Annotated in this window: 23 protein-coding genes; 18 read left to right on the top strand and 5 right to left on the bottom strand. The window is 64.0% G+C overall.

The features are described from left to right. Positions 1–169 precede the first annotated feature (169 nt). The 9 genes from Q7T26_07700 to Q7T26_07740 all read left to right on the top strand — a co-directional run bounded on the left by Q7T26_07700 (position 170) and on the right by Q7T26_07740 (position 8,856). Positions 170–397 (top strand): hypothetical protein, encoded by a 228-nt coding sequence (locus Q7T26_07700; GenBank protein MDO8532035.1) that lies wholly within the window; start codon positions 170–172, stop codon positions 395–397. A 286-nt stretch (positions 398–683) separates the two neighbouring features. After that, a complete protein-coding gene (locus Q7T26_07705) occupies positions 684–2,003 on the top strand; it encodes an MFS transporter (GenBank protein MDO8532036.1) in 1,320 nt (439 codons plus the stop codon). Positions 2,004–2,062: 59 nt separating this feature from the next. Next, complete coding sequence (locus Q7T26_07710) at positions 2,063–2,371, top strand: hypothetical protein (protein MDO8532037.1); 309 nt, start codon at positions 2,063–2,065, stop codon at positions 2,369–2,371. Between the two features lie 21 nt (positions 2,372–2,392). After that, positions 2,393–2,635 (top strand): hypothetical protein, encoded by a 243-nt coding sequence (locus Q7T26_07715; protein ID MDO8532038.1) that lies wholly within the window; start codon positions 2,393–2,395, stop codon positions 2,633–2,635. A 42-nt stretch (positions 2,636–2,677) separates the two neighbouring features. Then, positions 2,678–3,736 carry a hypothetical protein gene (locus tag Q7T26_07720; protein ID MDO8532039.1) on the top strand — a complete coding sequence of 353 codons (1,059 nt, stop codon included), beginning with the start codon at positions 2,678–2,680 and terminating at the stop codon, positions 3,734–3,736. A gap of 479 nt (positions 3,737–4,215) precedes the next feature. After that, entirely contained in the window at positions 4,216–5,427 is a 1,212-nt protein-coding gene (locus Q7T26_07725) for an aminotransferase class I/II-fold pyridoxal phosphate-dependent enzyme (protein MDO8532040.1), read from the top strand. Positions 5,428–5,475: 48 nt separating this feature from the next. Continuing rightward, complete coding sequence (locus tag Q7T26_07730) at positions 5,476–6,630, top strand: N-acetyltransferase (protein MDO8532041.1); 1,155 nt, start codon at positions 5,476–5,478, stop codon at positions 6,628–6,630. Further along, entirely contained in the window at positions 6,627–7,850 is a 1,224-nt protein-coding gene (locus tag Q7T26_07735) for a glycosyltransferase (GenBank protein ID MDO8532042.1), read from the top strand. The genes Q7T26_07730 and Q7T26_07735 overlap by 4 nt, the downstream gene beginning before the upstream one ends. 22 nt (positions 7,851–7,872) lie before the next feature. Beyond that, a complete protein-coding gene (locus Q7T26_07740) occupies positions 7,873–8,856 on the top strand; it encodes an NAD-dependent epimerase/dehydratase family protein (GenBank protein ID MDO8532043.1) in 984 nt (327 codons plus the stop codon). Positions 8,857–9,002: 146 nt separating this feature from the next. Here the strand turns inward: Q7T26_07740 and Q7T26_07745 are convergent, their stop codons facing one another. The 5 genes from Q7T26_07745 to Q7T26_07765 all read right to left on the bottom strand — a co-directional run bounded on the left by Q7T26_07745 (position 9,003) and on the right by Q7T26_07765 (position 13,484). Next, complete coding sequence (locus tag Q7T26_07745) at positions 9,003–10,070, bottom strand: hypothetical protein (protein MDO8532044.1); 1,068 nt, start codon at positions 10,068–10,070, stop codon at positions 9,003–9,005. Between the two features lie 92 nt (positions 10,071–10,162). Beyond that, on the bottom strand, positions 10,163–11,044 hold the full coding sequence (locus Q7T26_07750; protein MDO8532045.1) for an ABC transporter permease subunit: 882 nt from the start codon (positions 11,042–11,044) through the stop codon (positions 10,163–10,165). Further along, a complete protein-coding gene (locus Q7T26_07755; protein MDO8532046.1) occupies positions 11,041–11,829 on the bottom strand; it encodes an ABC transporter permease subunit in 789 nt (262 codons plus the stop codon). Before Q7T26_07755 ends, Q7T26_07750 begins: the two co-directional genes overlap by 4 nt. Continuing rightward, positions 11,819–12,595, bottom strand: coding sequence for an ATP-binding cassette domain-containing protein (locus Q7T26_07760; GenBank protein MDO8532047.1), 777 nt, complete (start codon positions 12,593–12,595; stop codon positions 11,819–11,821). The genes Q7T26_07755 and Q7T26_07760 overlap by 11 nt, the downstream gene beginning before the upstream one ends. Next, positions 12,576–13,484 (bottom strand): putative selenate ABC transporter substrate-binding protein, encoded by a 909-nt coding sequence (locus Q7T26_07765; GenBank protein ID MDO8532048.1) that lies wholly within the window; start codon positions 13,482–13,484, stop codon positions 12,576–12,578. The genes Q7T26_07760 and Q7T26_07765 overlap by 20 nt, the downstream gene beginning before the upstream one ends. A 414-nt stretch (positions 13,485–13,898) precedes the next feature. Here Q7T26_07765 and Q7T26_07770 point away from each other — a divergent pair, with 414 nt between their 5' ends. From Q7T26_07770 to Q7T26_07810, 9 genes are all read left to right on the top strand, one after another. Then, on the top strand, positions 13,899–14,072 hold the full coding sequence (locus Q7T26_07770) for a zinc ribbon domain-containing protein (protein MDO8532049.1): 174 nt from the start codon (positions 13,899–13,901) through the stop codon (positions 14,070–14,072). A 38-nt stretch (positions 14,073–14,110) separates the two neighbouring features. Next, positions 14,111–15,214 carry a mechanosensitive ion channel family protein gene (locus Q7T26_07775; protein MDO8532050.1) on the top strand — a complete coding sequence of 368 codons (1,104 nt, stop codon included), beginning with the start codon at positions 14,111–14,113 and terminating at the stop codon, positions 15,212–15,214. Positions 15,215–15,767: 553 nt separating this feature from the next. Then, positions 15,768–18,866 carry an alanine--tRNA ligase gene (gene alaS / locus Q7T26_07780; GenBank protein MDO8532051.1) on the top strand — a complete coding sequence of 1,033 codons (3,099 nt, stop codon included), beginning with the start codon at positions 15,768–15,770 and terminating at the stop codon, positions 18,864–18,866. Between the two features lie 91 nt (positions 18,867–18,957). Further along, a complete protein-coding gene (gene ruvX / locus Q7T26_07785) occupies positions 18,958–19,437 on the top strand; it encodes a Holliday junction resolvase RuvX (GenBank protein MDO8532052.1) in 480 nt (159 codons plus the stop codon). Further along, a complete protein-coding gene (locus Q7T26_07790; GenBank protein ID MDO8532053.1) occupies positions 19,434–20,279 on the top strand; it encodes a shikimate dehydrogenase in 846 nt (281 codons plus the stop codon). The genes ruvX and Q7T26_07790 overlap by 4 nt, the downstream gene beginning before the upstream one ends. Before the next feature lie 24 nt (positions 20,280–20,303). Then, complete coding sequence (locus Q7T26_07795) at positions 20,304–20,705, top strand: YkvA family protein (GenBank protein ID MDO8532054.1); 402 nt, start codon at positions 20,304–20,306, stop codon at positions 20,703–20,705. 92 nt (positions 20,706–20,797) lie between these two features. Next, a complete protein-coding gene (gene aroC, locus Q7T26_07800; GenBank protein ID MDO8532055.1) occupies positions 20,798–21,994 on the top strand; it encodes a chorismate synthase in 1,197 nt (398 codons plus the stop codon). A 12-nt stretch (positions 21,995–22,006) separates the two neighbouring features. Continuing rightward, on the top strand, positions 22,007–23,668 hold the full coding sequence (gene aroB, locus Q7T26_07805; GenBank protein MDO8532056.1) for a 3-dehydroquinate synthase: 1,662 nt from the start codon (positions 22,007–22,009) through the stop codon (positions 23,666–23,668). 147 nt (positions 23,669–23,815) lie between these two features. Further along, complete coding sequence (locus Q7T26_07810; protein MDO8532057.1) at positions 23,816–24,340, top strand: hypothetical protein; 525 nt, start codon at positions 23,816–23,818, stop codon at positions 24,338–24,340.

Here is a 24,340-nt window from a genome sequence, read left to right on the forward strand (position 1 = left end):
GCGGCGGCTTTTGTACCTCCTACTCAGCCTCTAGCTGCTGTGTCCGCCCTACGCGACCATATATCCGTGGCTTTCATACAACACCGCACGGCTTGTTGCCAGATATAATTGAAAACGGTGGCCGCGCGCCGTTACGAAAACGGCGCGGCGAGGGATGCACCGGAGGCGCATGATTCGTGGCATAGAACACAGCACCATGATTGGCCCCTTGAGCCAGCTCACCGCGAACGGGAAGGACGTGGCGCAGGTACTCAAGGAGGAAGGCGAGAAATTCGTGGGCTGGCTTACAGCGCGAGGCTGCCTTGTCATGAGCGACCCGGAGTTCCACCCTGCATCCACCGAGGACTGGGTCGTGGCGATTGTTCTTTGCGACCACGGCAAGCACGGCCTGGGTTAGGGCGCAGGGCAATTGCGTCTAATTTCTTCTCACGCATGGACATGGCAAACCACAAAGGGGGTGTCCCTGGATTCCGGCCCCGTATCAGGTACGGGGCAAGCTCTGCGCCGGAATGACGGTGGTGGATCGGCGGGCTTCTTTAAGCATTTCTTGAAATACTCACGGGACGAACGGGAGTGAGCGCTGCGTTAAGACGCGATTGCCCTGGGTTAGGGCGCGCTCGCCTTGACGGGCGCACCCCCAGACCGCATAATGCGCCGGGGGTCATACCTCGACGCATTTGTTCATGAACATCTTTCAGCCTATTACGAAACGGACCAAGGGCATCTTTTTCGGCTGGTGGATCCTCACCAGCTTCAATGCCCTCAATTTCTATGCTAACGGCACCCTCTACTACGGGTTCACCGCTTTCTTCAGCCCCATCGCCAGCGAGATGGGATGGAGCCGCGCCGCAGTGGCCACCGGCGCCTCCCTGTTCCGCATGGAGTCCGGCGAAGCGTTCGCGCCGCTCATAGGATACCTGTTCAACAAGGTGGGCGCACGGCGGCTCATGATGATCGGGGCCTCGGTGACGGGCCTCGGGTTCATTGCGCTGAGCCAGATGCAGACGCTGTGGCACTACTACGCTGCGTTCACCCTACTGGCCCTCGGCTTCAGCTTCACCTTCAGCATCGTCATGGTCCCGGTGCTCGCCAATTGGTTCCACAAGAAACGCGGCCTAGCGTTCGGTCTCCTGGCGGGGGGCAACGCGACCGGCGGCCTGATGGTCCCGCTTCTTCCCCTCCTCATCAGCCAGTACGGCTGGCGGAGCACTCTTCTGGTTATCGGTCTCATGGCGTGGGTGTATTGCCTGCCACTGACGCTGGTTGTGCGGCAGCGGCCAGAAGACATGGGCCTGCGCCCGGACGGTGATGCGCAGGACACCGCCAAGCAGGCTGTCGCCAACGACAATACGCGGCCAGGGGGCCTGCGTGTCATCACGGAGCGGACGTCCACCGTCGCCCAAGCGGTGCGGCACCGGTCATTCTGGTTCATCGCCGCGGCCTTTACGATATGGGCCATGGTCATCAACTCCATCACCGTCCATGTGATCCCATTCTTCACCGACCAGGGCTTTCCGCCCACGACCGCCGCTCTGGCCGTCACAGCTCTGACGCTGACCAGCATCCTGAGCCGCATTGGCTTCGGACGACTGGCGGACACCTTCGATTCACGCTACCTGCTCATCGCCTGCAATCTGTCGGCGGCTGCGGGTCTGGCAGTGATGGCCTTTGTCCAAGGCCCGCTGCTCATCCCTCTCTTCGTGCTGAGCAGCTTCATCGCCTACGGAGGCGCCATCCCGTTGCGCCCGCAACTGCTCGCGGTCTATTACGGGCCCAAGGCGCTGCCGATGCTGCACGGAGTGCTCCTCATGGTGACGACCCTCGGGAGCACAATCGGTCCCGTCTACGCCGGCTGGGTGTATGACACGACGGGATCGTACACCATCGCATGGGTGACCATGTCGCTCCTCAGCCTGTTCGGCATCCCGTTCATCCTGCTGGCGCGGCCTCCGCAGCAAGCGCCTCCCGCCCAGCCCAAGACGGGACTTGCGCCCGCCCCGTAATTTGCCTAGAATCAGCACAGGAATTCCTCGGCGGAGACCACAAACCTAAGGAGGAAAACATGCCTGAACAGCGGACCTGGAAAATCCTGGACCCCACGGCGCCGATCGAGTCAGATACGCTGAAGCGGGAGATCCCCATTGCCCCTCGGCTGCGCGAAGTGGACGGAAAGACCGTGGGCTTCCTCAGCAACATGTGGCCCAGCGTACGTCCCACCTTTCAGCGTTTCATTGAGGTGGCCAAGGAGCGCCACCACGTAGCTCACTCCGTGTTCAAGGAACACCCCAACGCCTCCAGCGCGGCTCCCCAAAGCCAGCTACAAGAGCTGGCTACCCAGGCGGATGCGGTGGTGGTGGGCCTGGCGAACTGAGGGGCATGCACCACCTGGACGGTGCGTGACGCTATCGAGCTTGAGAAAAAGGGCATCCCCACGGTGGCTATGGTCACCGAGCGGTTCGTCAACCTGGCGCAACACGTCGCCAAGGGGCAGGGCATGCCATCGCTGCCCATGGTCGTGCTGCCGGCTAACGTGGACTTTCTTTCGCCGGAGGAGCTGCGCGTTGTGGCCGACAAGGCATTCAGCGAGGTGGCGGGCAAGCTCGCCTCTGCTCGCCAACGCAAGCCAGCGGTGTAACCAGGAGCCTCGCGTCCCTACCTTCCTGAAGGAGAAATATCTGTGAGTCCTGCCGCGCGCTTCAGTTCCCGCACCGTTGACGTAGAGCCCACGCCCGACGGCGCTTTTGCCGAGGCTTACCGTCTGGGCTGGACCGACGGTCTGCCCATTATCCCCCCCACAGAGGACAGGGTGGCGGCCATGGTGGACGCCAGTGGTTTGCCCGCGGACAAGCTGATGGGCAAGGTGCCGCCAGCCTACGGCGCGGCCACTATCGAGAAGATCGCCGTCAACGCTGTCATGGCGGGCTGCCTGGCGGAGTACATGCCGGTCGTCGTCGCCGCCACGGAGGCGATGTGCGAGAAGCAGTTCAACCTGGACGGCATCCAGTCCACCACCAACCCGGTGGGCGTGGCGCTTATTATCAACGGCCCCATCCGCAAGCAGCTTGATGTCAACTGCGAGCGCAACTGTCTGGGGCCAGGCTGGCGGGCGAACGCCACCATTGGCCGGGCTGCCCGGCTGGTCATGCTGAACATTGGCGGGGGCACGCCAGGCACCGGGGACAAGGCCATCCATGGGTTTCCCGGCAAATACAGCTTCTGCTTTGGCGAACTGGAGGAGTCCAACCCCTGGGAGCCGTTGCACGTCGAGCGCGGCTTCAAGCGTGAGGACAGCACTGTGACCGTGGTGGGCGCGCAGGGGACGTCCAACAACAACCTGGCCAACGAGTTCACTATTGAGGCCATGCTGGACGTGGTCGCCAACTCCATGAGCTATTTAGGCAGCAACAACGTCATGATAGGCGAGGGCGAGCCTCTGATTATTTTGACCGCCGCCCATGGCGAGCTGGCGAAAAAGGCGGGCATGTCCAAGATGGACGTGAAGAGGTACCTTTGGGAGAAGTCCGGGACGCCTCTCAGCGCCGTTCCCAAGAAGGGCACCGCCGACCGCCTCTGGCCGCGGCTGATCGTGGTGGACGGCATCGTGAAGCCCTGCAAGCGTCCGGAGGATGTCATGCTGGTCATCGCGGGGGGGCCGGAGATGTACCATGCCGTCTTCGTAGCCACATTCGGAGACACGCACGCGGTGACCAAACTCGTCCAGGCCCCGAAGAAATAGCCGGGACAACAGGGCAATCGCGTCTAATTCTTTCCTACTCATGGACATGGCAAACCACAAAGGGGGCGTCCCTTCGTCGCTCCGGCGGAAGCCGGAGCCCAGGGACACAAGCTCGCCCGCAACGGGCACGCTGGATTCCGGCCCCGTATCAGGTACGGGGCAAGCTCTCCGCCGGAATGACGGTGGTGAACTAGCGGGTATTTCCCAGCATTTCGTCACAATCTCTTGGGACGGATGGGAATGAACGCCTACATTAAGGCGCGATTGCCTTGGCCGGGCCAAAGCTAAACTTGCGTTTGGCTTTGGCCTCTGCTAATGTAGGACACAGGCGCAGGCTATGGTCACGCATGTGGGCTATTGTCGCATGCCGGCCGCGAGACCTATGAGGAGGGTGAGGCAGCGAAAGCTCGAGGGGAGCGCCTCTCCGTCGTCCAGGCGGGGGCGAAGGCTGGCTCTTCCTCTGCGAGTATTATGACAATATGAAGCTGAAAACAAAAGGTATGCGGGTGGACCTCTTCGAGAAGTGCCGCCAGTTCATGCCCATAGTCCTCGAGCATCAGGCAAAGGGTGTTTATCCATACTTCATCCCGCTCGAGTCGGAGTCTGGCCCCGAGGTTGTCATTGGCGGGCGGCGCGTCCTCATGCTGGGGTCCAACAACTACCTGGGCCTCACGCAGCACCCGGCGGTCAAAGCGGCGGCCAAAGCCGCCATTGACCGCTACGGCAGCGGCTGCACGGGCTCTCGTCTGCTGAACGGCACGCTGGAGCTGCACGAGGAGCTGGAGCGTCGGCTTGCCGCGTTCATGCACAAGGAAGCGGCCCTGGTCTTCACCACGGGCTTCCAGGCCAACCTGGGCGCTATTTCAGCCCTGGCGGACCGCCATGACACCATTGTCATTGACAGGAGCGATCACGCCAGCATCATTGATGGCTGTCGCCTCTCCACGGCCCATGTGGTCAAGTACCGGCATAACGACATGGAGCACCTGGAGAGCGTCCTCAAGTCCCTGGACGGCAAGGGCGGCGTGTTCATTGTGGCGGATGGCGTCTTCAGCATGGACGGCGATTTGGCGAACATCCCCGCGATGGTCCGCCTCAAGAAGCGCTATGGCGCTCGCCTCCTCATTGACGACGCCCACGGCATTGGCGCTCTTGGCAAGTGCGGCCGCGGCACGCTCGAAGTGTTCGGGATGGAAGAGGGCGTTGATGTCGTCGTCGGCACGTTCAGCAAGTCGCTGGCGTCCATTGGGGGCTTCGTCGTCGGAGACAAGGATCCCATCGAGTACATCAAGCACAACGCGCGCAGCATGCTGTTCAGCGCCAGCCTGCCTCCCGCCAGCGTGGCCGCGGCCATGGCGGCGCTGGAGATTGTAGTGAAAGAGCCGGAGCGGCGCGTCCGCCTGTGGCAGAACGTCAAAATGATGCGCGAAGGTCTGGAGTCGCTGGGCTTTGATATAGGGAATAGCCAGAGCCCTGTCATTCCCGTCATCATCGGCGACAACTCCCAGGTCACGGTGTTCTGGCGGGCGCTCTTTGACGCGGGTCTCTACACCAACTGCATCCTCTCCCCGGGGGTCCCGCCGGGTCACGAACTCATCCGCACCAGCTACATGGCCACGCACACCAAGGAGCACCTGCAGCAGGCGCTGGACATCTTTGAGACCGTAGGGAAGCGGATTGGCATTATTTAGTTTGTTGGAGTCTTACCGGTCTGGTTACGGCTACGGGCGTCTTTTACATTGACGACAGCACAAAGCATCCAGACGCCTGGAACGAAGGCGGTGCAGGTCAGTCCAGTCCGCTCATCGCGCGACCTGGACGACTTCATACGTCTGCCGTGGCGTATCTACCGTGGCGACCGCTGCTGGGTGCCCCCGCTCATCCCCCGGCAAAAAGAGCTCCTGGACCGCTCCCGCCACCCGTTTCATCGCCACGCCGAGGTGGAATACTTTTTGGCCAGCCAGGACGGTCAGGTGGTCGGTCGGGTCGCCGCCATTCTGAACCACCGCCACAACGAATTTCACCACGAAAATGTAGGCTTCTTCGGCTTCTTCGAGTGCGTCGAGTCCGAGCAGGTCGCCGTGGCGCTCCTCCAGGCGGCCGGCGCCTGGCTCAGGGAGCGCGGGGCAGTCGCCATGAGGGGACCCGCCAGCTTCTCCAGCAACGAGGAGTGGGGCCTGCTCATCGAGGGCTTCGAGCGTCCGCCCACCATCATGATGTCCTATAATCCGCGCTACTATGCGAGCCTTCTGGAAGGGGCCGGCCTTGCCAAGATAAAGGACCTGGTGGCGTGGCACTCCAATCTGGAAACGGCCAACAAGACGCAGCTCCGGAGGCTGACCGACAGACTGGCCCGGAGCGGGGACATCACCGTCCGGCCCATCAACATGAAGCGGTTCAACGAGGAGGTGAAGCTCCTCCACGGGCTGTACAACAAGGCGTGGAGTCTGAACTGGGGCTTTGTGCCCATGACGGAGGAAGAGTTCTTCCACATGGCGCGCCAGCTCAAGGACCTGGTCATGCCTGACATTATTCTTGTGGGCTATGTCAAAGGCGAGCCGGCGGGCTTCAGCCTGTCCCTGCTGGACTACAATCAGGCCTTTATCCACATGAATGGCCGCATGGGGCTATTGGAGATCATCAAGTTCCTGTGGCACTCCAGGAAGATACGGTTCACGCGGGCCGTCGCCCTGGGCGTGGCGCCAGCATACCAGCGCAAGGGCCTAGATGCGCTGCTGATGCTTGACAGCTTCAACCGCGCGATGCGCAAAGGCATTACGGAGGGGGAGATATCCTGGGTCCTGGAGGACAACATGCGCATGAACAACACCTGTGTGAGCTTTGGATTGAAGGTCTACAAGCGCTATCGCGTATACGAAAGGGCGCTGTCATGAAATCCAGCTATACGACAAGCCCGCACCCTGTCCATCGTCGCCCTGTCCGCATCCTCATCGTCATGTCGGACACGGGAGGAGGGCACCGGAGCGCGGCGCAGGCGCTGAAGGGGGCGTTCCAGTCTCTGTATGGCTCCAGCGTGGAGATATACATTGTGGACTTCTTCGCTCTCCAGCGGCCTACCCCGGTGGACCGGCTGACCCGCCTCTATGGGCCGCTCATCCGTCACAGCCCCTGGCTGTGGGGGGCCCTCTACAAGGCCACCGACTCCCCCCAGGTCTATCGTGGCCTGGTCAGGACCCTTGAGCCGCTTCAGATACCCAAGGTGCGCCGCCTGCTGGATGCCCTGGCGCCTGACGCGGTGGTCTCCGTCCATCCGCTGTGCACCCGCGTGGTCGCGCACGCCATTCAGCGCCTCCGCCGTCCTATTCCGCTTATCGCTATGCCCACCGACCTGGTCAGCGTCCATGCCAGCCACATTGACCCGGCGGTGGACCTGTTCATCGCGCCGACGCAAAGTTCGATGAAGAACCTGATCGCGCGGAACGTCCCCTCTGACAAGGTCATAAGCCTGGGCCTGCCCGTGGACGAGCGGTTCGGCCGCGTGGCGCGCAGCCCATCCGAGCTGCGCAACGAGCTGGGGCTGGACCCTCAGCGTTTCACCGCGCTGCTCATGGGTGGCGGCGAGGGAGCAGGGCCGCTCTCCCGCATCGTCCAGGCTGTGGATGAGGCCGGTCTGCCGATTCAGATGCTGGTGGTGTGTGGCCGCAACGCGGTGTGCCGCAGCAATCTGGAGAAGGCGCGCAGGACGATAGCCTGCCGCATCTTCGGCTTCGTCCATAACGTTCCGGACCTTATGGCCGCCAGCGACGTCGTGATCACGAAGGCTGGCCCCCAGACCATCGCCGAGGCACTTGCCGCGGGCCGTCCGATCCTGCTGACGCACGCCCTGCCGGGGCAGGAGGAAGACAACGTGCAGTATGTGGAGGCGGGAGGCGCGGGTTATTTCACGCCTACGCCTGAGGAGGTCGTGGCGCGCTTGAAAGATCTGGTTGAGCAGCCATCCAAGCTGGCGTGGCTCCAGGGGCAGGCGCGAGGCCTTGGCAGGCCACAGGCGGCACGGGAGGCGGCCCAGGCGGTCATGAGCATGGTGCCCGCCCCGGCTCCGCAACCCTCCATCAAACGGCCACGGCAGCGGTGGGAGTGGGATCCCGCCTAACGGACTTGCTCACACTGCGCTGATGGGCGTCACGTGCCTGGTGACAGGCGCCACCGGATTCGTCGGTAGCCATTTGGTGGACGCGCTCCTCGCCCGAGGAGACCAGGTCGTCTGCCTGACCCGCAAGACCAGCGACCTGCGCTGGCTTCAAAACAAGCCCGTCGCTTTCGCCTGGGGCGACGTGACCGCGCCCGAGAGTCTCCCTTCGGCGGTGCGCGACGTCGATTACGTTTTCCATGCGGCCGGACTGACCCGCGCCCGCGACCCCGAGGACTTCGTCAGAGTCAACCACCAAGGCACTGTCAGCCTCTTGCAGGCGTGCAGCGCCTCCGCCCGCCGTCTGCGCCGCTTCGTCCTGGTGAGCAGCCTGGCCGCTGCCGGTCCCGCCCACACTGAGCGTCCCGTGACGGAAGGCGACCCGTGCCGTCCGGTCAGCCTGTACGGGCAGAGCAAGCAGGACGCGGAGGTCGCCGCGGAGGGCTACCGCAAGGAGTTGCCTGTCACCATCGTGCGCCCGCCCGCCGTGTACGGCCCACGCGACGCGGCCACCCTTCCCCTCTTCCGCATCGTGACTCGCCATATCCTGCCGATGCCCACCCGTCCTCGCCGCGTCAGCATCATCTCCTCGCACGACCTGACGGCAGGCATCCTGCTGGCCGCGGAACACCCCCGCGCCGTGGGACGCACCTACTTCATGGCCCATGATCTATCGGTCAGTATCGCCGACTTCGCACGCCTGGCGGCCCGCGCCCTGGGCGTCTGGACCTTGCCCGTGCCGGCGCCCGCCTGGGCCGTGCGCGCCTACATGATGGGGCTGCACATGTTTCTGCGGGCGTGGACGAAGGGGGAGGCGTTCGGCAAGGACAAAGGGCGCGAGCTCGGCGTTCGGTACTGGCTGTGCGACAGCTCGCGTGCGCAGCGGGAGTTGGGGTTCCGCGCGCCCACGCCGCACGAGGAGGGCGTTCGCGCCACTGTCCTGTGGTACAGGCAGCAGGGCTGGCTTTAGGACGCGAGTCCAGGAGTCATTTCAAAATGCCTGCTCACCCTTCGACAAGCTCAGGGTGAGCGGTGGTTTTTCCGTTCATGGTGAGCCCTTCGGCTTCGCTCCGGGTAGGCTTTGTCGAACCATGAAGCTGATTTTTGGAATAGCCTCTAGGAAACCGTGGGGCGCATCACCTGATCGGGACGCACAAACAGGAAGTGGTCCAAGTAGTAGTGCAGAAGCAGGGGCGACAGGACGACGATGTAGTAGGCCTGCTCCTGGGTAAGCCCGGCCACTACTCTCACGATGGATATGACCAGCCCGGCCGCCACGGTGAGACCCACCATCCACAGGTAGAAGCGAAGCGACCGCCCTGACCCGGACATACGCTGTATCCAGCCGGACGTTACCTCGCCCCGTTCCCCGCGGAGCTTGTTTGCATACCAGACAAGCGCTAGGTACTGGCAGGAGTGCCAGGCGTTCATCCCCTGAAATGCCACGGACAGATTACCGAGGGTCGGGACGAAGAAGGCCAGCAGGACAGCAATGCTGATGAGCAGCGTCTTGGGGTAATGCGCGCGCCCCTCGCGGACCTCGATAATGGTCTTGCCGATGAACAGGGTCAGCGATACGGCGAAAGCCGCGAAGGCTAATCCCACAATACTATCGTTGCGCAGGAAGTCCGGTATGAGGATGACGAAGTTGTCAATAACGAATTCGCCGTGGACGAGCTTCCGTGTCGCCAGGGGGTACAGGCTGGAGCCCACCACTGCGTAATCAATGGCCCGCGACCACAGGCTGTCCCGCGTGGGCATGCGCGACCGGTAGCAGTCCGTCAGATAAGCGATCTGGTGCAGGACGTGCACCGACGCCCACATCATGAACAGTGAGACGAGTATCTGAAGGTTCCAGAGGGCCATGACGATGACGCCTACGGGTATCAGAAGGCCGAGGGCCACGTAGACCGGATACCGGCGCAGGAAGGCCCGCTCCATGTAAGTGTACGTATAGGTCGAATACATGTGCGGACCGCCGATGGCCAGGGCTACCAGGCCGTTGACGATCCATACGGACTGCTGCGTGCCAAACAGCGGCTCCAGCAGCGCGAAGTGGAGGAGGATGGGCATTGAGACCAGGCCGGCGCTCAGAATGAGGAAGCTCATGTCCCAGCGCGCGGAGCATATCCAGGGGCTTGGTACAGCCGCCTGACGTTCGACAGCCAGCGATTGTGTCGTCATATGACAAAAACTAGGATAGCGAGATGCGCGCGTGAAATCAAGCCGTGCGACGGCGGGGCCGTGCGGTGGCTACCGAAGGAATATGGCGCCACCTAACGCGCGAGTCGCCGAAGCCATGCGGCCGCCAGGTCAACTCCCACGACCAGGAGCAGATACCACACCAGCAGCAACGCGACGTTCGTGTAGTGGAACTGGTTCATGCTGAGCCTGAACTGCAAGCCGAGCCCGCCCGCGGCGACAAATCCGACCACTATGGTGGTGCGGATAATGACCTCCCATCTGTACAAGAGGTAGGTCATGAATCGGGGAAGCGCCTGCGGCAAGACGGCGTACACCATCACTTGCAGATGTCCCGCCCCTGTGGAGCGCATGGCTCGGATGGGACGCGGGTCCAACCCTTCCACGACCTCCGACGCAAGCTTCCCCAGGATGCCTGAGTTGTGGAGGCCCAGCGCGATAGCCCCCGGCAGCAGGCCCGGCGATAGGATGAAAATGATGACCATCGCCCATACTAGCTCAGGTATGCCCCTGCTTGTGGTATAAAGCCCGCGGACCAGGAAGAAGGCGACCCGCCATATCCACGAGCCGTACGGCGCAAGCTCTCCCACCATGACGTTGCGCGCGCCGAAGATGAAGGTCGCAAGCGCCACGATGGCCGAGAAGCCGATGCCAAGCACGCTCATGGCAAGCGTGTCGTACGCCCGCGCCGCCGCCTTGCGCCACTCCTCCCACTGCGCGAACGCGGGCGTCCTGCCCGAGCCGATGCCCAGGAGGTCCCGCGCAAACCCCAGGCTGCGCTCCAGCGTTTCCGCGGAAAAGAACCCGTGCGCCTGAATCCGGTCGCCATTGAGCACGGTCAGCCATGAGGCGGCCACCAGCACGACAGCCGCGATGGCGGAGATGCGCAGCGCGTCCAGCCGTAGAGGAAGCGTCCGCAAGCGAGGGAGCGCCCTCATGCTCGGGAGATTGCTCACGCCATGAGCCTCCGCCGCACGAGGCCGCTCCATCCACCGACCAGAAACACCAGCAAGATGAGGAAGAGGACAAATGTCCACATACGACTGTAGTTGAGGTCGGCGAGGGATATCTGAATCTGGTACCCCAGGCCGCCAAGCCCCACGAAGCTCAGGATGGCCGCCGAGCGTATGCCGCACTCGAAGCGGTAAAAGGTGTAACTGACCATGTCCGGCAGCGCCATCGGAATCCGCCCGTACCAGAACGCGCGCCATTCGGAAGCGCCAGCGCTGCGCAGCGCGCTCAACGGGCCTTCGGGGACATCCTGCAGCAACTCCGCGTAGATGCGCCCCAATATGCCGCCGTACGGTATCCCCAGCGCGAGCACGGCGGCGATGGGCGAGAGCCCCACGGCGGTGACGAACAGCCATGCCCAGACCAGCTCATGGATGGAGCGGAAGAAGGCGAGCACAAATCGGGCGGCCCCCACGTTCAGTCGCTGGAGCCATCGGGCGCGTGTCAGCACTCCGGATGCGATGACCCCAAGGGGCAGCCCAATGGCAATAGCCAGGGTCATGCCGGCTACGGCATAAGCAACGGTTGTCCAGCTCGCTTGCACGCCCGCCGACAGGATGTCCGGCGAGAGTTGAGTCTGGAACAGCGCCAGGACTATCTGCCCAAGGGCCTCCCAGCCGCCGGGGTGGACAAGGTCCTGCGCCCAGTTGACGTTCAGCAGGCTCCACAGAAACGCGCCAATCAGGACGAAGCTCAGCAGACGGCGGCTTCCCAGGAGGCTAGCTTTCATCGCGCAGTCCTTGCAGGTCGTACAGCGCGTGCAGCATACCGTCCGTGACCTGATGACTGGGGAGGTCGAACTGGACTACGCCGTTCCGCAGGCCAATCAGGCGCGAGAAGTGCTCCCGCGCAAGCTCCACCGCGTGCATGCTTGCTATGAGGGTCTTGTTGGACTGCTGGACAACGTCCACCAGGAGGTTCAGCACCTCCTCGGCCCTGGCGGGGTCCAGAGAGGCCACCGGCTCGTCCGCCAGGATGACCGCGGGGTCCTGCACCAGGAGCCGCGCGATGGCGACGCGCTGCTGCTCCCCGCCGGATAGCCGCCCCGCGCGCAGGTTGGCCTGGTCGGCCACTCCCACGCGGGCCAGTGCGGCCATCGCCATATCGCGGTCACGCGGCCAGACCAGCGAAAGCATCGAGGTCGGAAGGCTCCATGCGCCAAGCCGTCCGGCTAGAACGTTATGTAACGCTGAAAGCTGGGGCACCAGGTCGAACTGCTGGTGGATCATCCCCACCAGGCGGGCTTGCTCGCGGCCCGGGCGCATCCGGGCCATGTCCTTGCCTTTGAGGGAAAGGCGCCCTGTGTCCGGCGCCATCTGCCCCGACAGGAGCAGAAGGAGGGTGGTCTTCCCGCTGCCGCTGGGGCCGAGAAAGGCCACCGTCTCCCCCTGCTCGATGCTTAACGACAGGGGCGCCAGGGCTTCCAGCGCGCCGTAGCGCTTGGACAGCCCCTCCAATACCACCGCCGTAGAGGCCTTAGTTTTGGACAATACCAAGGGAACGCGCGACATCCTCAATAGCCTTGTAGTTGTCGTTGGTGGTCGGGATGAAATTCGCCGCGTCGAACGCGTCCATGATCTTTTTCTCCGTTTCGCCTTGCGACGCATTCAACTTAAGGAGCGCCTGCTTGATCTTGTCCGCGGTCCCCTGCCCGAACTTCTGGTCGAGGTCGCCGCGTACGACCCAGTGGTAGTCATAGTAGGGTGGCGTCGTATAGAACACGTCAACCTTGCTGGTGTCCACCTTGCCGTCCTTGACGTTCCGCCGCCAAACGTCAACGTTCAACGCGCCCGCCTGAAAGGCGCCCGCCTCCACCAGCTTGATGGTGGTGTCATGGGAGCCGCTGTAATTGACCGCTTTAAGGTCTTTCTCAGGGACCAGTCCCGCCTGCTGGATGTAGTGACGAGGCATCAGATGGCCCGACGTGGAGCTTTCGCTGCCGAAGGTGAACGTCTTGCCCTTCAGGTCTGTCAGAGACTTGACGCCCAGGCTCTTCTGTGCGATGAAGACGGAGACGAACTTCTCGTCCTGCGGTCGCTGGACTATCGCCTGGGCTCCCGGGGTGACGAGCCGCGCCTGGACGCCCGTCAGGCCGCCGAACCAGGCGAGTTGCACATCGCCCTGCCGGAAGCCCGTCACCAGCGCCGCGTAGTCCACGGTGGGGACGTACCGCACCTTGACGCCCGTCTCATTGGAGAGGTAGTCAGCCATACCTTTGAAGCGCGTCTCCAGGACGGCGAGGTCCTGGTCCGGAATGCCGCCAATGTACATGACCTGCTGCTGCGGTTGCGCTGGCTGCGCCGCCGCGGGCGAGCAGGCGGACATGGCGCCCAGCAACAGGATCCCCAGTAGAGGAATAACGGCCCGGATACGATAGTTGCGCATGGTCGCTCTATGTCCTCCTCAAACTGCAATAATACTAATGTGTGATATTGTACTATTTGATGGGCTGTTGTCAAGAGACCAAGAATCCATCTCAAACTCAAAACCCTCACCCCCTTGGTCCCCCTCTCCTACGGGAGAGGGGGAGAAATAAAGCGAATCTGGGAGGACACCTCCCAGACCCTCCGGCAGAGAGGGCCACGCCCTCTCTGCGCTCTCCCAACAGGCATTTCGAGATAGTTGCTAAGACGACTTCGCGGGCGCAGGGGCGTTGGATACACACGATGGTCCGCCAGGGACTATGCGCGTCCATGCGGACCGGGCTTGTCGGCAAAGAGACGTCCCGGCGGCGATGCAAAACCGCCCGATTTACACTTATAATGAGAGGGTTGAATTCAGACGATGGGGGTGTGGGCGATGCCCGTGTACGAGTACGAATGCACCAAGTGCAAGCACCGGTTTGACAAGCTGAAGAGCTTCGCGCAGAGCGACGCACAGGAAGCCTGCCCGCAGTGCAAGGCGCCAGCACGCCGGGCGCTTTCGCAGGTCAACATGAACACGTGGCGCGCCAAGATTGTGCCGCCGCGTTAAACGGCTGATCCCCACGAGACGGAGCGTAAAACACTTCTATGTTTGACCAGGCCCTGCGACTCCTCACCCGACCCGACGTCCTGACCGCCATCGCCGCCCTGGTGCTGGCGCTTCCCGCGGCGTATCTGGCCCGCTGGTTTCTCCAAAGGGTCGTCGCCCGCGTCGCCGCCAAGACGGAGACAACGCTGGACGACGAGCTTATTTCGGCCCTGTCGCGGCCCCTGCTTCTCGGCGTCCTCTTGCTGGGGGTTTATATTGCGCTCTCCGTCCTGCAGGACATCGACATCCTCCAGGCGCAGATAGACAAGGGCCTTCACGTCGCCATTTACGCACTGGCGGTCTATACGGGCATTCGGGTCTTCCGTGTGCTGGTGGACTGGTACGGGCGGGAAGTGGCGACGCGCATGGAGACGCCCATAGACGACAAGCTCTTGCCCGTCGTCCGACGCCTGGGCAACACGGTCCTCCTTGCGGTGGGCGCGTTGCTCATCCTGGACTCCGTTGGCATCCAGGTCGGGACGCTCATCGCAGCCCTGGGCATCGGCGGCCTGGCCGTCGCCCTCGCCGTTCAGCCCACGCTGAGCAACGTCTTCGCGGGCGCCTACATCCTCTCCGACGGCTCCATCAAGCATGGCGACTTCATCCAGATTGAAAGCGGCACGCAGGGTTACGTGCAGGACGTCGGCTGGCGCACGACCAGGATCCGCACCCTGCAAAACAACCTGGTCATCATACCCAACTCGAAGCTGGCAGACTCCGTTGTCACCAACTTCCACCAGCCGGACGTCTCCGTGGGCTTCTTCGTGGACTGCGGCGTCAGCTACGACAGCGACCTCCATAAGGTGGAGAAGGTCGCCCTGGAGGTCGCACGGAAGGTCATGCTGGACACTCCAGCGGGAGTCAAGGACTTCACGCCGACCTTTTGGTACACCAAGTTCGGCGATTCGAATATCGAGTTCGTGGTGGCCCTCCGCGCGGTGGGAGTGAGTGACCAGTACGTGCTCAAGCATGCCTTCATCCAGCAGATCACGCACCGCTTCCGCGGCGAGGGCATCGAGATAGCCTACCCGACGCGCACCGTTCACATGCGGGACGGCGTTGCTCCCGCCCCGGAGGGCAGCGCGTCGGCACGGCCCTCCTAGCAGGGTGCTGAAACACCCTTTCGACCATCCCCCTTACCCCCTTCCTAGCCAAGAAGGGGGGAGAGAGAAGTTTGTATCTGAGGGACACCCTCAGACTCCCGGCAAAGGGGCTTCGCCCCTCTGTGCTCACCTTTTTCATCAGTCTGCTAGTCGCCCGACCCCTGCGTTCGCTGGCGGCTGGCCGGGCGGGAGATTCCTCGGTCGTCCTAAGGACTTCCTCGGAATGACAGCAGACTTCGTAACCGCCGCTCATGGATTCGACAAGCTCACCATGAGGGGGACTGCCGAGAACCCCGCTCGTCCTTCGACCGGCTCAGGATGAGCGGGGTGAAACCTCAGTAGTGTATCAGTTTGCCGTGGTAGGGAATGGGACTCTACCCGTCACACCGGCGAAGGCCGGTGTCCAGAGACGTGCATGGGGGAGACGCTCTGATGGATTCCGGCTTTCGCCGGAATGACGACGACCTAACTGATGCACTACCGAAACCTCCGCCCGTTTGACGGACATTCGCGCGGGGGCTACAATTGCGAGAAACGCTAAATACGAGGGACTATGACCCCGTCGCCAGCTTCGCGCTCCACGCCCCCCACGACCAGCGCCGAGATACGCCAGGCGTACCTGGACTTCTTCCAGCAGCGTGGCCACAAGCTCAGGGCCAGCTCCAGCCTCGTGCCGGAGGGCGACCCCACGCTGCTCTTCACCACCGCCGGCATGGTCCAGATGAAGGACTATTTCCTGGGCAAGACCAAGGCCCCCGCGCCGCGCATGACCTCCTGCCAGAAGTGCTTCCGCACCACGGACATTGACTCCGTCGGCGACTCGAAGCACCTGACCTTCTTCGAGATGCTGGGCAACTTCAGCGTCGGCGACTACTTCAAGAAGGAGGCGGTCGCCTGGGCGTGGGAGTTCGTGACGGAGGTGCTCAGGCTGCCCAAGGAGCGACTGTGGGCGACCGTCTATCTGAACGACGACGAGGCGTTCGGCTACTGGCGTGCGCTGGGAGTGCCGGAGGAGCGCATGCGGCGCTACGGCGAGTCCGACAACTGGTGGGGCCCGCCCGGCGACGAGGGACCCTGCGGGCCGTGCTCGGAGATTCACTACGACTTCGGCGCGGAGTACGGCTGCGGCAAGCCTGGCTGCGGCGAGCCGTCCTGCCCGTGCGGGCGCTTCGTGGAGCTGTGGAACCTGGTGTTCATGCAGTTCTACCAGGACAAGCAGAAGAAGCGCACGCCGCTCCCGAAGCCGAACATTGACACAGGCGCGGGCCTTGAGCGGTTCAGCGCCGTCCAGCAGGGCAAGCGCACCGTCTATGACACGGACGTCTTTCAGCCGCTGCTCCAGCGCATCGCGCAGATGGCGGGCACGACGTACGGCAAGGATCCTTCGACAGGCTCAGGGCAGGGTGAAATCGACTACGCGATGCGCGTGGTGGCGGAGCACGCGCGGGGCGTGACGTTCCTGATTGCCGACGGCGTCGCGCCGGGCAACGAGGGGCGCGGCTACGTGCTGCGGCGCATCCTGCGGCGCGCGGTGCGGTTCGGGAAGAAGGCGGGGCTGACATCGCCGTTCGTGGGCCAGATAGCGCAGGCGGTCATCGAGCGGATGGGCAGGCAGTACCCGGAGATGGCGCGCCAGCGCGAGTCCATCCTGCGCGTCATCGGCGAGGAGGAGACGCGGTTCAGCGAGACGCTGGACACCGGCCTTGAACTACTCGAAAACCAAATAGTGCCGGTTTATGCCGGTGTCATCAAAACGGTCGAGGAATGGAAACAGAAGGTCCCCATTTTGATTCAAGCCAGTTTCAGACAGTACGTCGGTAATGCACCACCCACGCCTATTCCTGTTGGGGACAAGGTTGCATTGTTTATCAACATGTTCAACAGTGAGATGTCGTCGATGTCCAGGCAGATTGAGAAGTTACTTACGCAATCTGCTGAGGACAGACTGATAGCCAAAACTCAGCTATATACAGCAGTTTATAAACAATTAGAAACCATCAAAAAAGAGATGGAGAAGCTCACTATTCCCGCGCCCACTACGACTAGTGTATCGACTGAGCAACACGTGCTTGGTTTCTTGAACGAACTTTTGGAACGATTGACACAAACTGCTTCTACGTTGTCCGGAGAAGTGGCATTCGTCCTCCATGACACCTACGGCTTTCCGCCGGAGTTGACGGAGGAGATCGCACGCGAGCACGGCCTGTCCGTTGACATGGCTGGCTACGAGCGTGAGATGGAACGGCAGCGGGAGCGCGCACGCGCCAGCGCCAAGTTCACCGTCGGCGAGCGCGGCCCCGTGGACGCATACCAGCGGTTCGCCAAGTCGGGCTTGCGGTTCGTCGGCTACGACACCAAGCGGCATAAGTCCAAGGTCGTCGGCATCCTCGCGGGCGGCGCGCCTGTCCAGGGCGCGGAAAAGGGCCAGGAGGTCGAGGTCGTCCTTCAGGAGACGCCGTTCTACGCGGAGGGCGGCGGCCAGGTGGGCGACACGGGCATGCTGCGCGGCCCGCGCGGCGTGATCCAGGTCACGGACACGCAGAAGCCGCTCGCCGACGTCATCATTCACAGGGGCAAGGTCGTCGAGGGCGGCGTCGCGGTGGGCGACGGCGTGGATGCGGAGGTGGACGCGGCGCGTCGCAACGACATCGCGAGCAACCACACGGGTACGCACCTGCTCCACGCGGCGCTGCGGAAGGTGCTCGGCCCGCAGGTGCGGCAGGCCGGCTCGCTGGTCGCGGCGGAGCGGCTGCGCTTCGACTTCTCGCAGCTTGTCGCGCTGGCGCCGGAGGAGCTGTCGCAGGTGCAGGCGCTGGTCAACGACAAGGTGCGCCAGGACGTGCCCGTCCGCTACAAGGTTCTGCCCTACGCCCAGGCGGTCGCGGAGGGCGCGCTCGCCTTCTTCGGCGAGAAGTACGGCGACGAGGTGCGCGTCGTGGAGGTGGACGGCGATCCTTCGACAGGCTCTCCGAAGGAGTCCGGAGTCCTTCGGACAGGACAGGCTTTCAGCACGGAGCTGTGCGGCGGGACGCACGTGTCGCGCACGGGGGTTATCGGCCTGTGCCTGGTGGTCAGCGAGAGCAGCGTCGGCAGCGGCATGCGCCGTGTGGAGGCGCTCACGGGCCGCGCGGCGGAGGCGCACGTGCAGAGCCGCCTGGGGCTGCTGGAGCGCGTCGCGCGGCAGCTTCAGGCCACGCCGGACACGCTCGACGCGCGCGTGAAGGCGATGCAGGACGAGCTGGACAGGGAGCGCAAGCGCGCATCCGCGCTGGAGCGCGACGTTGCGAAGCGCGCCGTCGAGTCGCTGCTGGCGGACGTGCGGCAGGTGGACGGCGTCAACGTGCTGGCGGCGCGCGTCCCCGCGAGCACCGTCGAGGCGCTGCGCGAGACCGGCGACTGGCTCAAGGCCAAGCTCAAGAGCTGCGTCCTCGTCATGGGCGCCGTCATCGAGGAGCAGCCGCGCTTCGTGGTGATGGTCACGCCGGACCTGGTGCAGAAGGGCTACCACGCGGGCGACATCGTGAAGAAGGTGGCCGCGGTGGCGGGCGGCGGCGGCGGCGGGCGTCCGGAGCTTGCCCAGGCGGGCGGCAAGCAGAAGGACAAGCTGGACGAGGCCCTGCGGCTGGCCCCGCAGCTCGTCAAGCGGTCGTAGGTGAAGTGAAGTCTTATCAACGCGCCTTCTCACCCTTCGACAAGCTCAGGGTGAGCGGTGGTTTTCCCGCTCATGGTGAGCTTGTCGAACCATGAACGCCGAATTTGGAAATAGCCTCATGGACAGCCCGCGCATCCTCTGTCTGGACGTCGGCGACAGGCGTATCGGCGTCGCTGTCGGCGATACGGGCATCGCTCTGGCGCGACCACTGACGGTCATCCACCGCAAGGGCGGACGGCCCGACCTCGACGCCGTGGCGCAGCTTGCGCGGGAGCACAACGCGGAGCGCATCGTGGTGGGCCTGCCGCGCTCGCTGGACGGCACGCTGGGGCCACAGGCGCGCAAGGTGCAGGCGTTCGTCGCGGCGCTGAAGCGCCACGTGGACGCGCCCATCGAGATGTGGGACGAGCAATTCTCGACCGCGGAGGCGGAGCGGCTCATGGCGGAGACGGGCGTGCGCTGGGAGAAACGCCGCGGGCAGGTGGACGCCATCGCCGCGGCGGTGGTGTTACAGTCGTACCTGGACAGCAGGCGCGCCGCCACGAGCGCCACCCACGAGACGGAACCATGACCCTCCACGTCGGCATCATCGGCTTTCCGGTCGGCCACTCCATCTCGCCCGCGTTCCAGCAGGCCGCGTTCGACCGCGCGGGCGTGGACGCGCGCTACGAGCGATGGGAGACGCCGCCCGACAGGCTGCGGGAGGCCGTCGAGCGGCTGCGCGGCGAGGGCTACCTGGGCGCGAACGTGACCGTGCCGCACAAGCAGGCGGTCATCCCGCTGCTGGACGAGCTTGACGCCGTGGCGCGGCGCACCGGCGCGGTGAACACCATCGTCAATCGCAAAGGGCGGCTCACAGGGTATAATACGGACGCGCCGGGCTTTCTGCGGGCGCTCCGCGAGGACGCGCGCTTCGAGCCCGCGGGCAAGCGCGCGCTTATCGTGGGGGCGGGCGGCGCAGCGCGGGCGGTGGCGTTCGCGCTGGCGGACGCGAAGGCCGCGGCCATTCTCATCGCGAACCGCAATCTGGACCGCGCGCAGGCGCTCGCCGACGCGGTGCATGCCGCCGGCGCAAAGGCTGTCGCAATGGAGATGCAACGCGGCTGGGTGATGGGCGCGCTGTTGGAGATTGACCTTGTGGTCAACTGCACGACCGTCGGCATGCGCTCCACCGGCACCGAACAGGAGTCGCCGCTGGACGCGGCGCACCTGCGGCGCGAGATGCTTGTCTGCGACCTGGTCTACAACCCGTCGGAGACGACGCTGATGCGGGCGGCGCGCACGCTAGGATGCAAGGCGCTGGGCGGCCTGCCGATGCTGGTGTACCAGGGTGCGCTCGCGTTCGAGATGTGGACGGGCAAGAAGGCACCGCTCCAAGTCATGTTCCAGGCGGCCCGCAGAGCCCTGGGTTAGCGAAATGCCAGGAGAGGGAAAGAGATGAGTAACAAAGAACCACTCGGGTTTGGACGTTTCAAACGTAAAGCCGAGGAATTGCTTAGGAACTTACCAGAGCTATACCGCCTTCCAGTAAATGCGGCAAAAAAAGCAGACAAGAACAGGCATGTCATTGCAAAGGGCTGGGATGACCTTACTACATTGAATCGCCTTGTAAGGGCTTACGCCAAGGGCCAATACAAAGAGGTCCCTCGGCAAACTATTGCTGTTGTAGTCGCAGCCATCCTATACTTCGTCAGTCCATTTGACGTGATTCCTGATTTTCTACCTCTGGTGGGATTCGTGGACGACCTGCGCGTTCTTGTCTTTGCCGTCAGGGGGATAAAAGGCGACATTGACCGGTTCAGGGAGTGGGAAAAGGGCGAGCTGAAAGCACCCGCATAGCGGCGATAATGAATTAAGTCCGCCCATCCTTCGACAGGCTCAGGATGAGCGGCATACCACAAAAGGCTATAGTGCTTACCTAGGAGCGAGAGATGTTCTTCCGGTGGTACACGGCGGGCGAGTCGCACGGACGCGCGCTGGTCGCATGGCTGGAGGGCGTCCCGGCGGGCCTGCGCGTTGACGAGGAGTACGTCGCGCGGGACCTGGCGCGGCGGCAGAAGGGCTACGGGCGCGGCGGGCGCATGAAGATCGAAAAGGACCACGCCCAGATACTCTCCGGCGTGCGCCACGGCCTGACGCTCGGCGGCCCCATCGCCATGCTCATCGAGAACAAGGACTGGGTCAACTGGACGGAGAAGATGAGCGTCGCGCCCGTCGAGAAGGCAACGGAGCCTATCACCCGCCTGCGTCCCGGTCACGCCGACTACCCGGGCGTGATGAAGTACGGCTTGGACGATGTGCGCAACATTCTGGAGCGGGCCAGCGCTCGCGAGACGGCGGCGCGCGTCGCGGTCGGCGCGGTGGCGCGGCGCTTCCTGGAGGAGTTCGGCGTCAGCGTCAACGCGCACGTCGCGTCCATCGGCGCGGTTAAGGCGATGCCTCAGCCGCCCATTGACTGGGCGAAGGTCGAGGAGTCGCCGGTGCGCTGCGCCGACCCCCGCGTGGAGCAGGCGATGATACGCGCAGTTGACGACGCGAAGGCTGCGGGCGACACGGTCGGCGGCGTCGTGGAGGTCATCGCGGAGGGCGCACCGGTCGGGCTGGGCAGTCACGTGCAGTGGGACCGCAAGCTGGACGCGCGCATCGCGCACGCCATGATGGGCATCAACGCGGTCAAGGGCGTCGAAATCGGCATGGGCTTCGCTGGCGCGGAGCTTCCCGGCTCCAAAGTGCACGACGTCTTCGACCCGCTGAAGCCGGGCGAGCGGACGTTCCGCCGACTCACCAACAACGCGGGCGGCATCGAGGGCGGCATGAGCAACGGCGAGCCTGTCGTCGTGCGCTTCGCCGTCAAGCCCATCTCGACGCTCGCCAACCCGCTGCCGTCGGTGGACCTGCGCACCGGCGAGAAGGTGCAGGCGCACTTCGAGCGCAGCGACGTGTGTCAGACGCCGCCCGCCTGCGTCATCGGCGAGGCGATGCTGGCGATTGTCCTGGCCGACGCCATGCTGGAGAAGTTCGGCGGCGACCACATCAGCGAGACGCTGCGCAACTATCGTGGCTACATGGACACGGTAGGCCCGCGCGATGGCAAACCCAACGGCCAGCGCCCGCCGGACGATGCGTAGGCAGGCCGCGCCATGACTGCCCCACAGCGCATCTTCCTTGTCGGGTTCTCCTTCACGGGCAAGACCGAGGCCGGGCGTCTGGCCGCCCATCGCCTGGGCTGGACCTTCGTGGACACCGACCACATGATCGTGGCCCGTGAGAGCAAGTCCATCGCCGACATCTTCGCCCCGCACGGCGGGGAGGCACGCTTCCGCGAACTTGAGCGGCAGGCGCTCACGGAGGCCGCCGCGCGCGAGCGCGTCGTGGTCAGCACCGGCGGTGGCGCCGTGACAGACCCGCGCAACCGCGAGCTTATGCGCGCAAGCGGCGTCGTCGTCTGCCTGGAGGCGCAGCCGGAGACCATCCTGGCGCGGCTTCGCGCGGAACAGGCAACATCCTCGGGTACTGTCCGGCCTCTCCTCGCCGCGCCCGACCCGCTGCGGCACATCCAGAGTCTGAAGGAGCAGCGACAGGCGTCCTATGCCGCCGCGGCGGACTGGACAGCGCACACCGACAACCTGACCACGGGCGAGGTCGCGACCGAGATACTGCGCGGCTACGACGCGGGCAAGCGCCGCTTCACCCCGCCGGCCGGGCATGACGGCCCGACCTGCGTGGTGCGGACGGCCACGGAGGTCTGCCCCATCTACGTGGGCTGGGGCGCCCTGGACGACCTGGGCCGCCGGATGCGCGACGCGGGGCTGTCCGGCACGGCCTACGTCATCAGCGACGAGAGTGTGCTGGCCCGCTACGGCGCGCGCGCGCTGGTCTCTCTGCGCGGGGCCGGCTTCACGGCGGACTCGATGGCCGTGCCGCCCGGCGAGCCGAGCAAGACGCTGGAGATGGCGGGCCGCATCTACGACTGGCTCGTGGCGCACCGCGCCGAGCGCGGGCACACCATCGTCGCGCTGGGCGGCGGCGTCGTCGGCGACCTGGCGGGCTTTGTCGCGGCCACGTTCCTGCGGGGCGTGCCCTTCGTGCAGGCGCCCACGAGCCTGCTGGCGATGGTGGACGCATCCGTCGGCGGCAAGGTGGCGGTCAACCACAAGGAGGCGAAGAACAGCATCGGGGCCTTCTACCAGCCGCGCCTCGTGCTGGCGGACGTCAGCACCCTGTCCACATTGCCTCCCAGAGAGCTGACGTCCGGCTGGGCGGAGGTCGTCAAGCACGGCGCCATCATGGACGCGGCGCTGTTCGCCTTGTTCGAGGAGAAAGCGGACGCCTTGAAGGCGCTGGAACCGCAGCTCACGGCGGATGTCATTGGCCGCAGCGTCGCGATCAAGGCGCGCGTGGCGAGCGAGGATGAGAAGGAGACCACGGGGCTGCGCACGCTGCTGAACTACGGCCACACCATCGGGCACGCGCTGGAGTCGGCCACCAGCTACGAGGGCTACCTGCACGGCGAGGCCGTCGCGGTGGGCATGGTGGGCGCGGCGATCATCAGCCAGCGCATGGGGCTGCTCACGCCGGACGCCGTCGAGCGGCTGCGCAAGCTGCTTCAGCGCTTCGGCTTGCCCGTCGCGTCCCCCGGCGTCTCGCGGGACGCCGTCCTTCGCGCCATGTCGCTGGACAAGAAGGTGGAAGGCAGGGCTATCAAGTGGGTCTTGCTTGAGGGAATCGGGCGGGCCGTCGTGCGGCGCGACGTGCCGGAAGCAGACGTGATGGCCGCGCTGCAGGCGCTGGGCGTCCAGTAGTCCTTGTATTGTTATGTCAATTAATGAATCTCACAGGCGCCGGAACCCGTCCCTGCCCCAGATATTCTAATTCCCCCCATCCCACGCGAGGGGGAGGGGGACCACAAGGGGTGGGGGTCTTGAAACACGGTTCCGAGGAAGTATGCTATGGATGCACAAGCATATAGAGACAAGCTCACAAAGTGGGATCAAGAAAGCAGAGAAGAGCGTGTTCTGCGATGGCAGCAGATAAAGCCAGCTTCTTACGGGAGTCTTCTTCCAGACCTGCTCTGGGAGTACATCGTAGAAGCCGTCAACATGTATATACGCGGACATCCCACCGGCACTGTTTTATTGTGCGCAGCCGCCATAGAGATAATTTTGGCTGATCAAATAAAGGCAAAGAGTGCTAACACCATATCAAAGAAGATCAGACGGGGACGCGAACTAGGTCTCTTGGAAGAAGACGAGGCGACGCGAATTGATGAGCTTTGGAAACTACGCAACGAGCTTATCCATGCTCACGCAGGCCAACTCAAAGAAAGAGCTATGAAGCTCCTCCCTGCCGAATGGGCGTCGCCGTCACTCTATTTTCTCGCTGGTTTGCCCGGCAGTATAGACGCGGATGCACTGAAGTGCCTCCAAACAGCTAGAGACCTCGCAGTAAAGTTCTACGGTGAGAAGGAGCAGTAG

Source organism: Dehalococcoidia bacterium, from assembly GCA_030648205.1.
In the GTDB taxonomy this organism is placed as follows: domain Bacteria; phylum Chloroflexota; class Dehalococcoidia; order JAUSIH01; family JAUSIH01; genus JAUSIH01.

Coding starts and splice junctions, on each gene's coding strand:
- Q7T26_07700 (MDO8532035.1), top strand. CDS start 170: ATGATTCGTGGCATAGAACACAGCACCATGATTGGCCCCTTGAGCCAG.
- Q7T26_07705 (MDO8532036.1), top strand. CDS start 684: ATGAACATCTTTCAGCCTATTACGAAACGGACCAAGGGCATCTTTTTC.
- Q7T26_07710 (MDO8532037.1), top strand. CDS start 2,063: ATGCCTGAACAGCGGACCTGGAAAATCCTGGACCCCACGGCGCCGATC.
- Q7T26_07725 (MDO8532040.1), top strand. CDS start 4,216: ATGAAGCTGAAAACAAAAGGTATGCGGGTGGACCTCTTCGAGAAGTGC.
- Q7T26_07735 (MDO8532042.1), top strand. CDS start 6,627: ATGAAATCCAGCTATACGACAAGCCCGCACCCTGTCCATCGTCGCCCT.
- Q7T26_07740 (MDO8532043.1), top strand. CDS start 7,873: ATGGGCGTCACGTGCCTGGTGACAGGCGCCACCGGATTCGTCGGTAGC.
- Q7T26_07745 (MDO8532044.1), bottom strand. CDS start 10,070: ATGACGACACAATCGCTGGCTGTCGAACGTCAGGCGGCTGTACCAAGC.
- Q7T26_07755 (MDO8532046.1), bottom strand. CDS start 11,829: ATGAAAGCTAGCCTCCTGGGAAGCCGCCGTCTGCTGAGCTTCGTCCTG.
- Q7T26_07765 (MDO8532048.1), bottom strand. CDS start 13,484: ATGCGCAACTATCGTATCCGGGCCGTTATTCCTCTACTGGGGATCCTG.
- Q7T26_07770 (MDO8532049.1), top strand. CDS start 13,899: ATGCCCGTGTACGAGTACGAATGCACCAAGTGCAAGCACCGGTTTGAC.
- Q7T26_07775 (MDO8532050.1), top strand. CDS start 14,111: ATGTTTGACCAGGCCCTGCGACTCCTCACCCGACCCGACGTCCTGACC.
- alaS (MDO8532051.1), top strand. CDS start 15,768: ATGACCCCGTCGCCAGCTTCGCGCTCCACGCCCCCCACGACCAGCGCC.
- ruvX (MDO8532052.1), top strand. CDS start 18,958: ATGAACGCCGAATTTGGAAATAGCCTCATGGACAGCCCGCGCATCCTC.
- Q7T26_07790 (MDO8532053.1), top strand. CDS start 19,434: ATGACCCTCCACGTCGGCATCATCGGCTTTCCGGTCGGCCACTCCATC.
- Q7T26_07795 (MDO8532054.1), top strand. CDS start 20,304: ATGAGTAACAAAGAACCACTCGGGTTTGGACGTTTCAAACGTAAAGCC.
- aroC (MDO8532055.1), top strand. CDS start 20,798: ATGTTCTTCCGGTGGTACACGGCGGGCGAGTCGCACGGACGCGCGCTG.
- aroB (MDO8532056.1), top strand. CDS start 22,007: ATGACTGCCCCACAGCGCATCTTCCTTGTCGGGTTCTCCTTCACGGGC.
- Q7T26_07810 (MDO8532057.1), top strand. CDS start 23,816: ATGGATGCACAAGCATATAGAGACAAGCTCACAAAGTGGGATCAAGAA.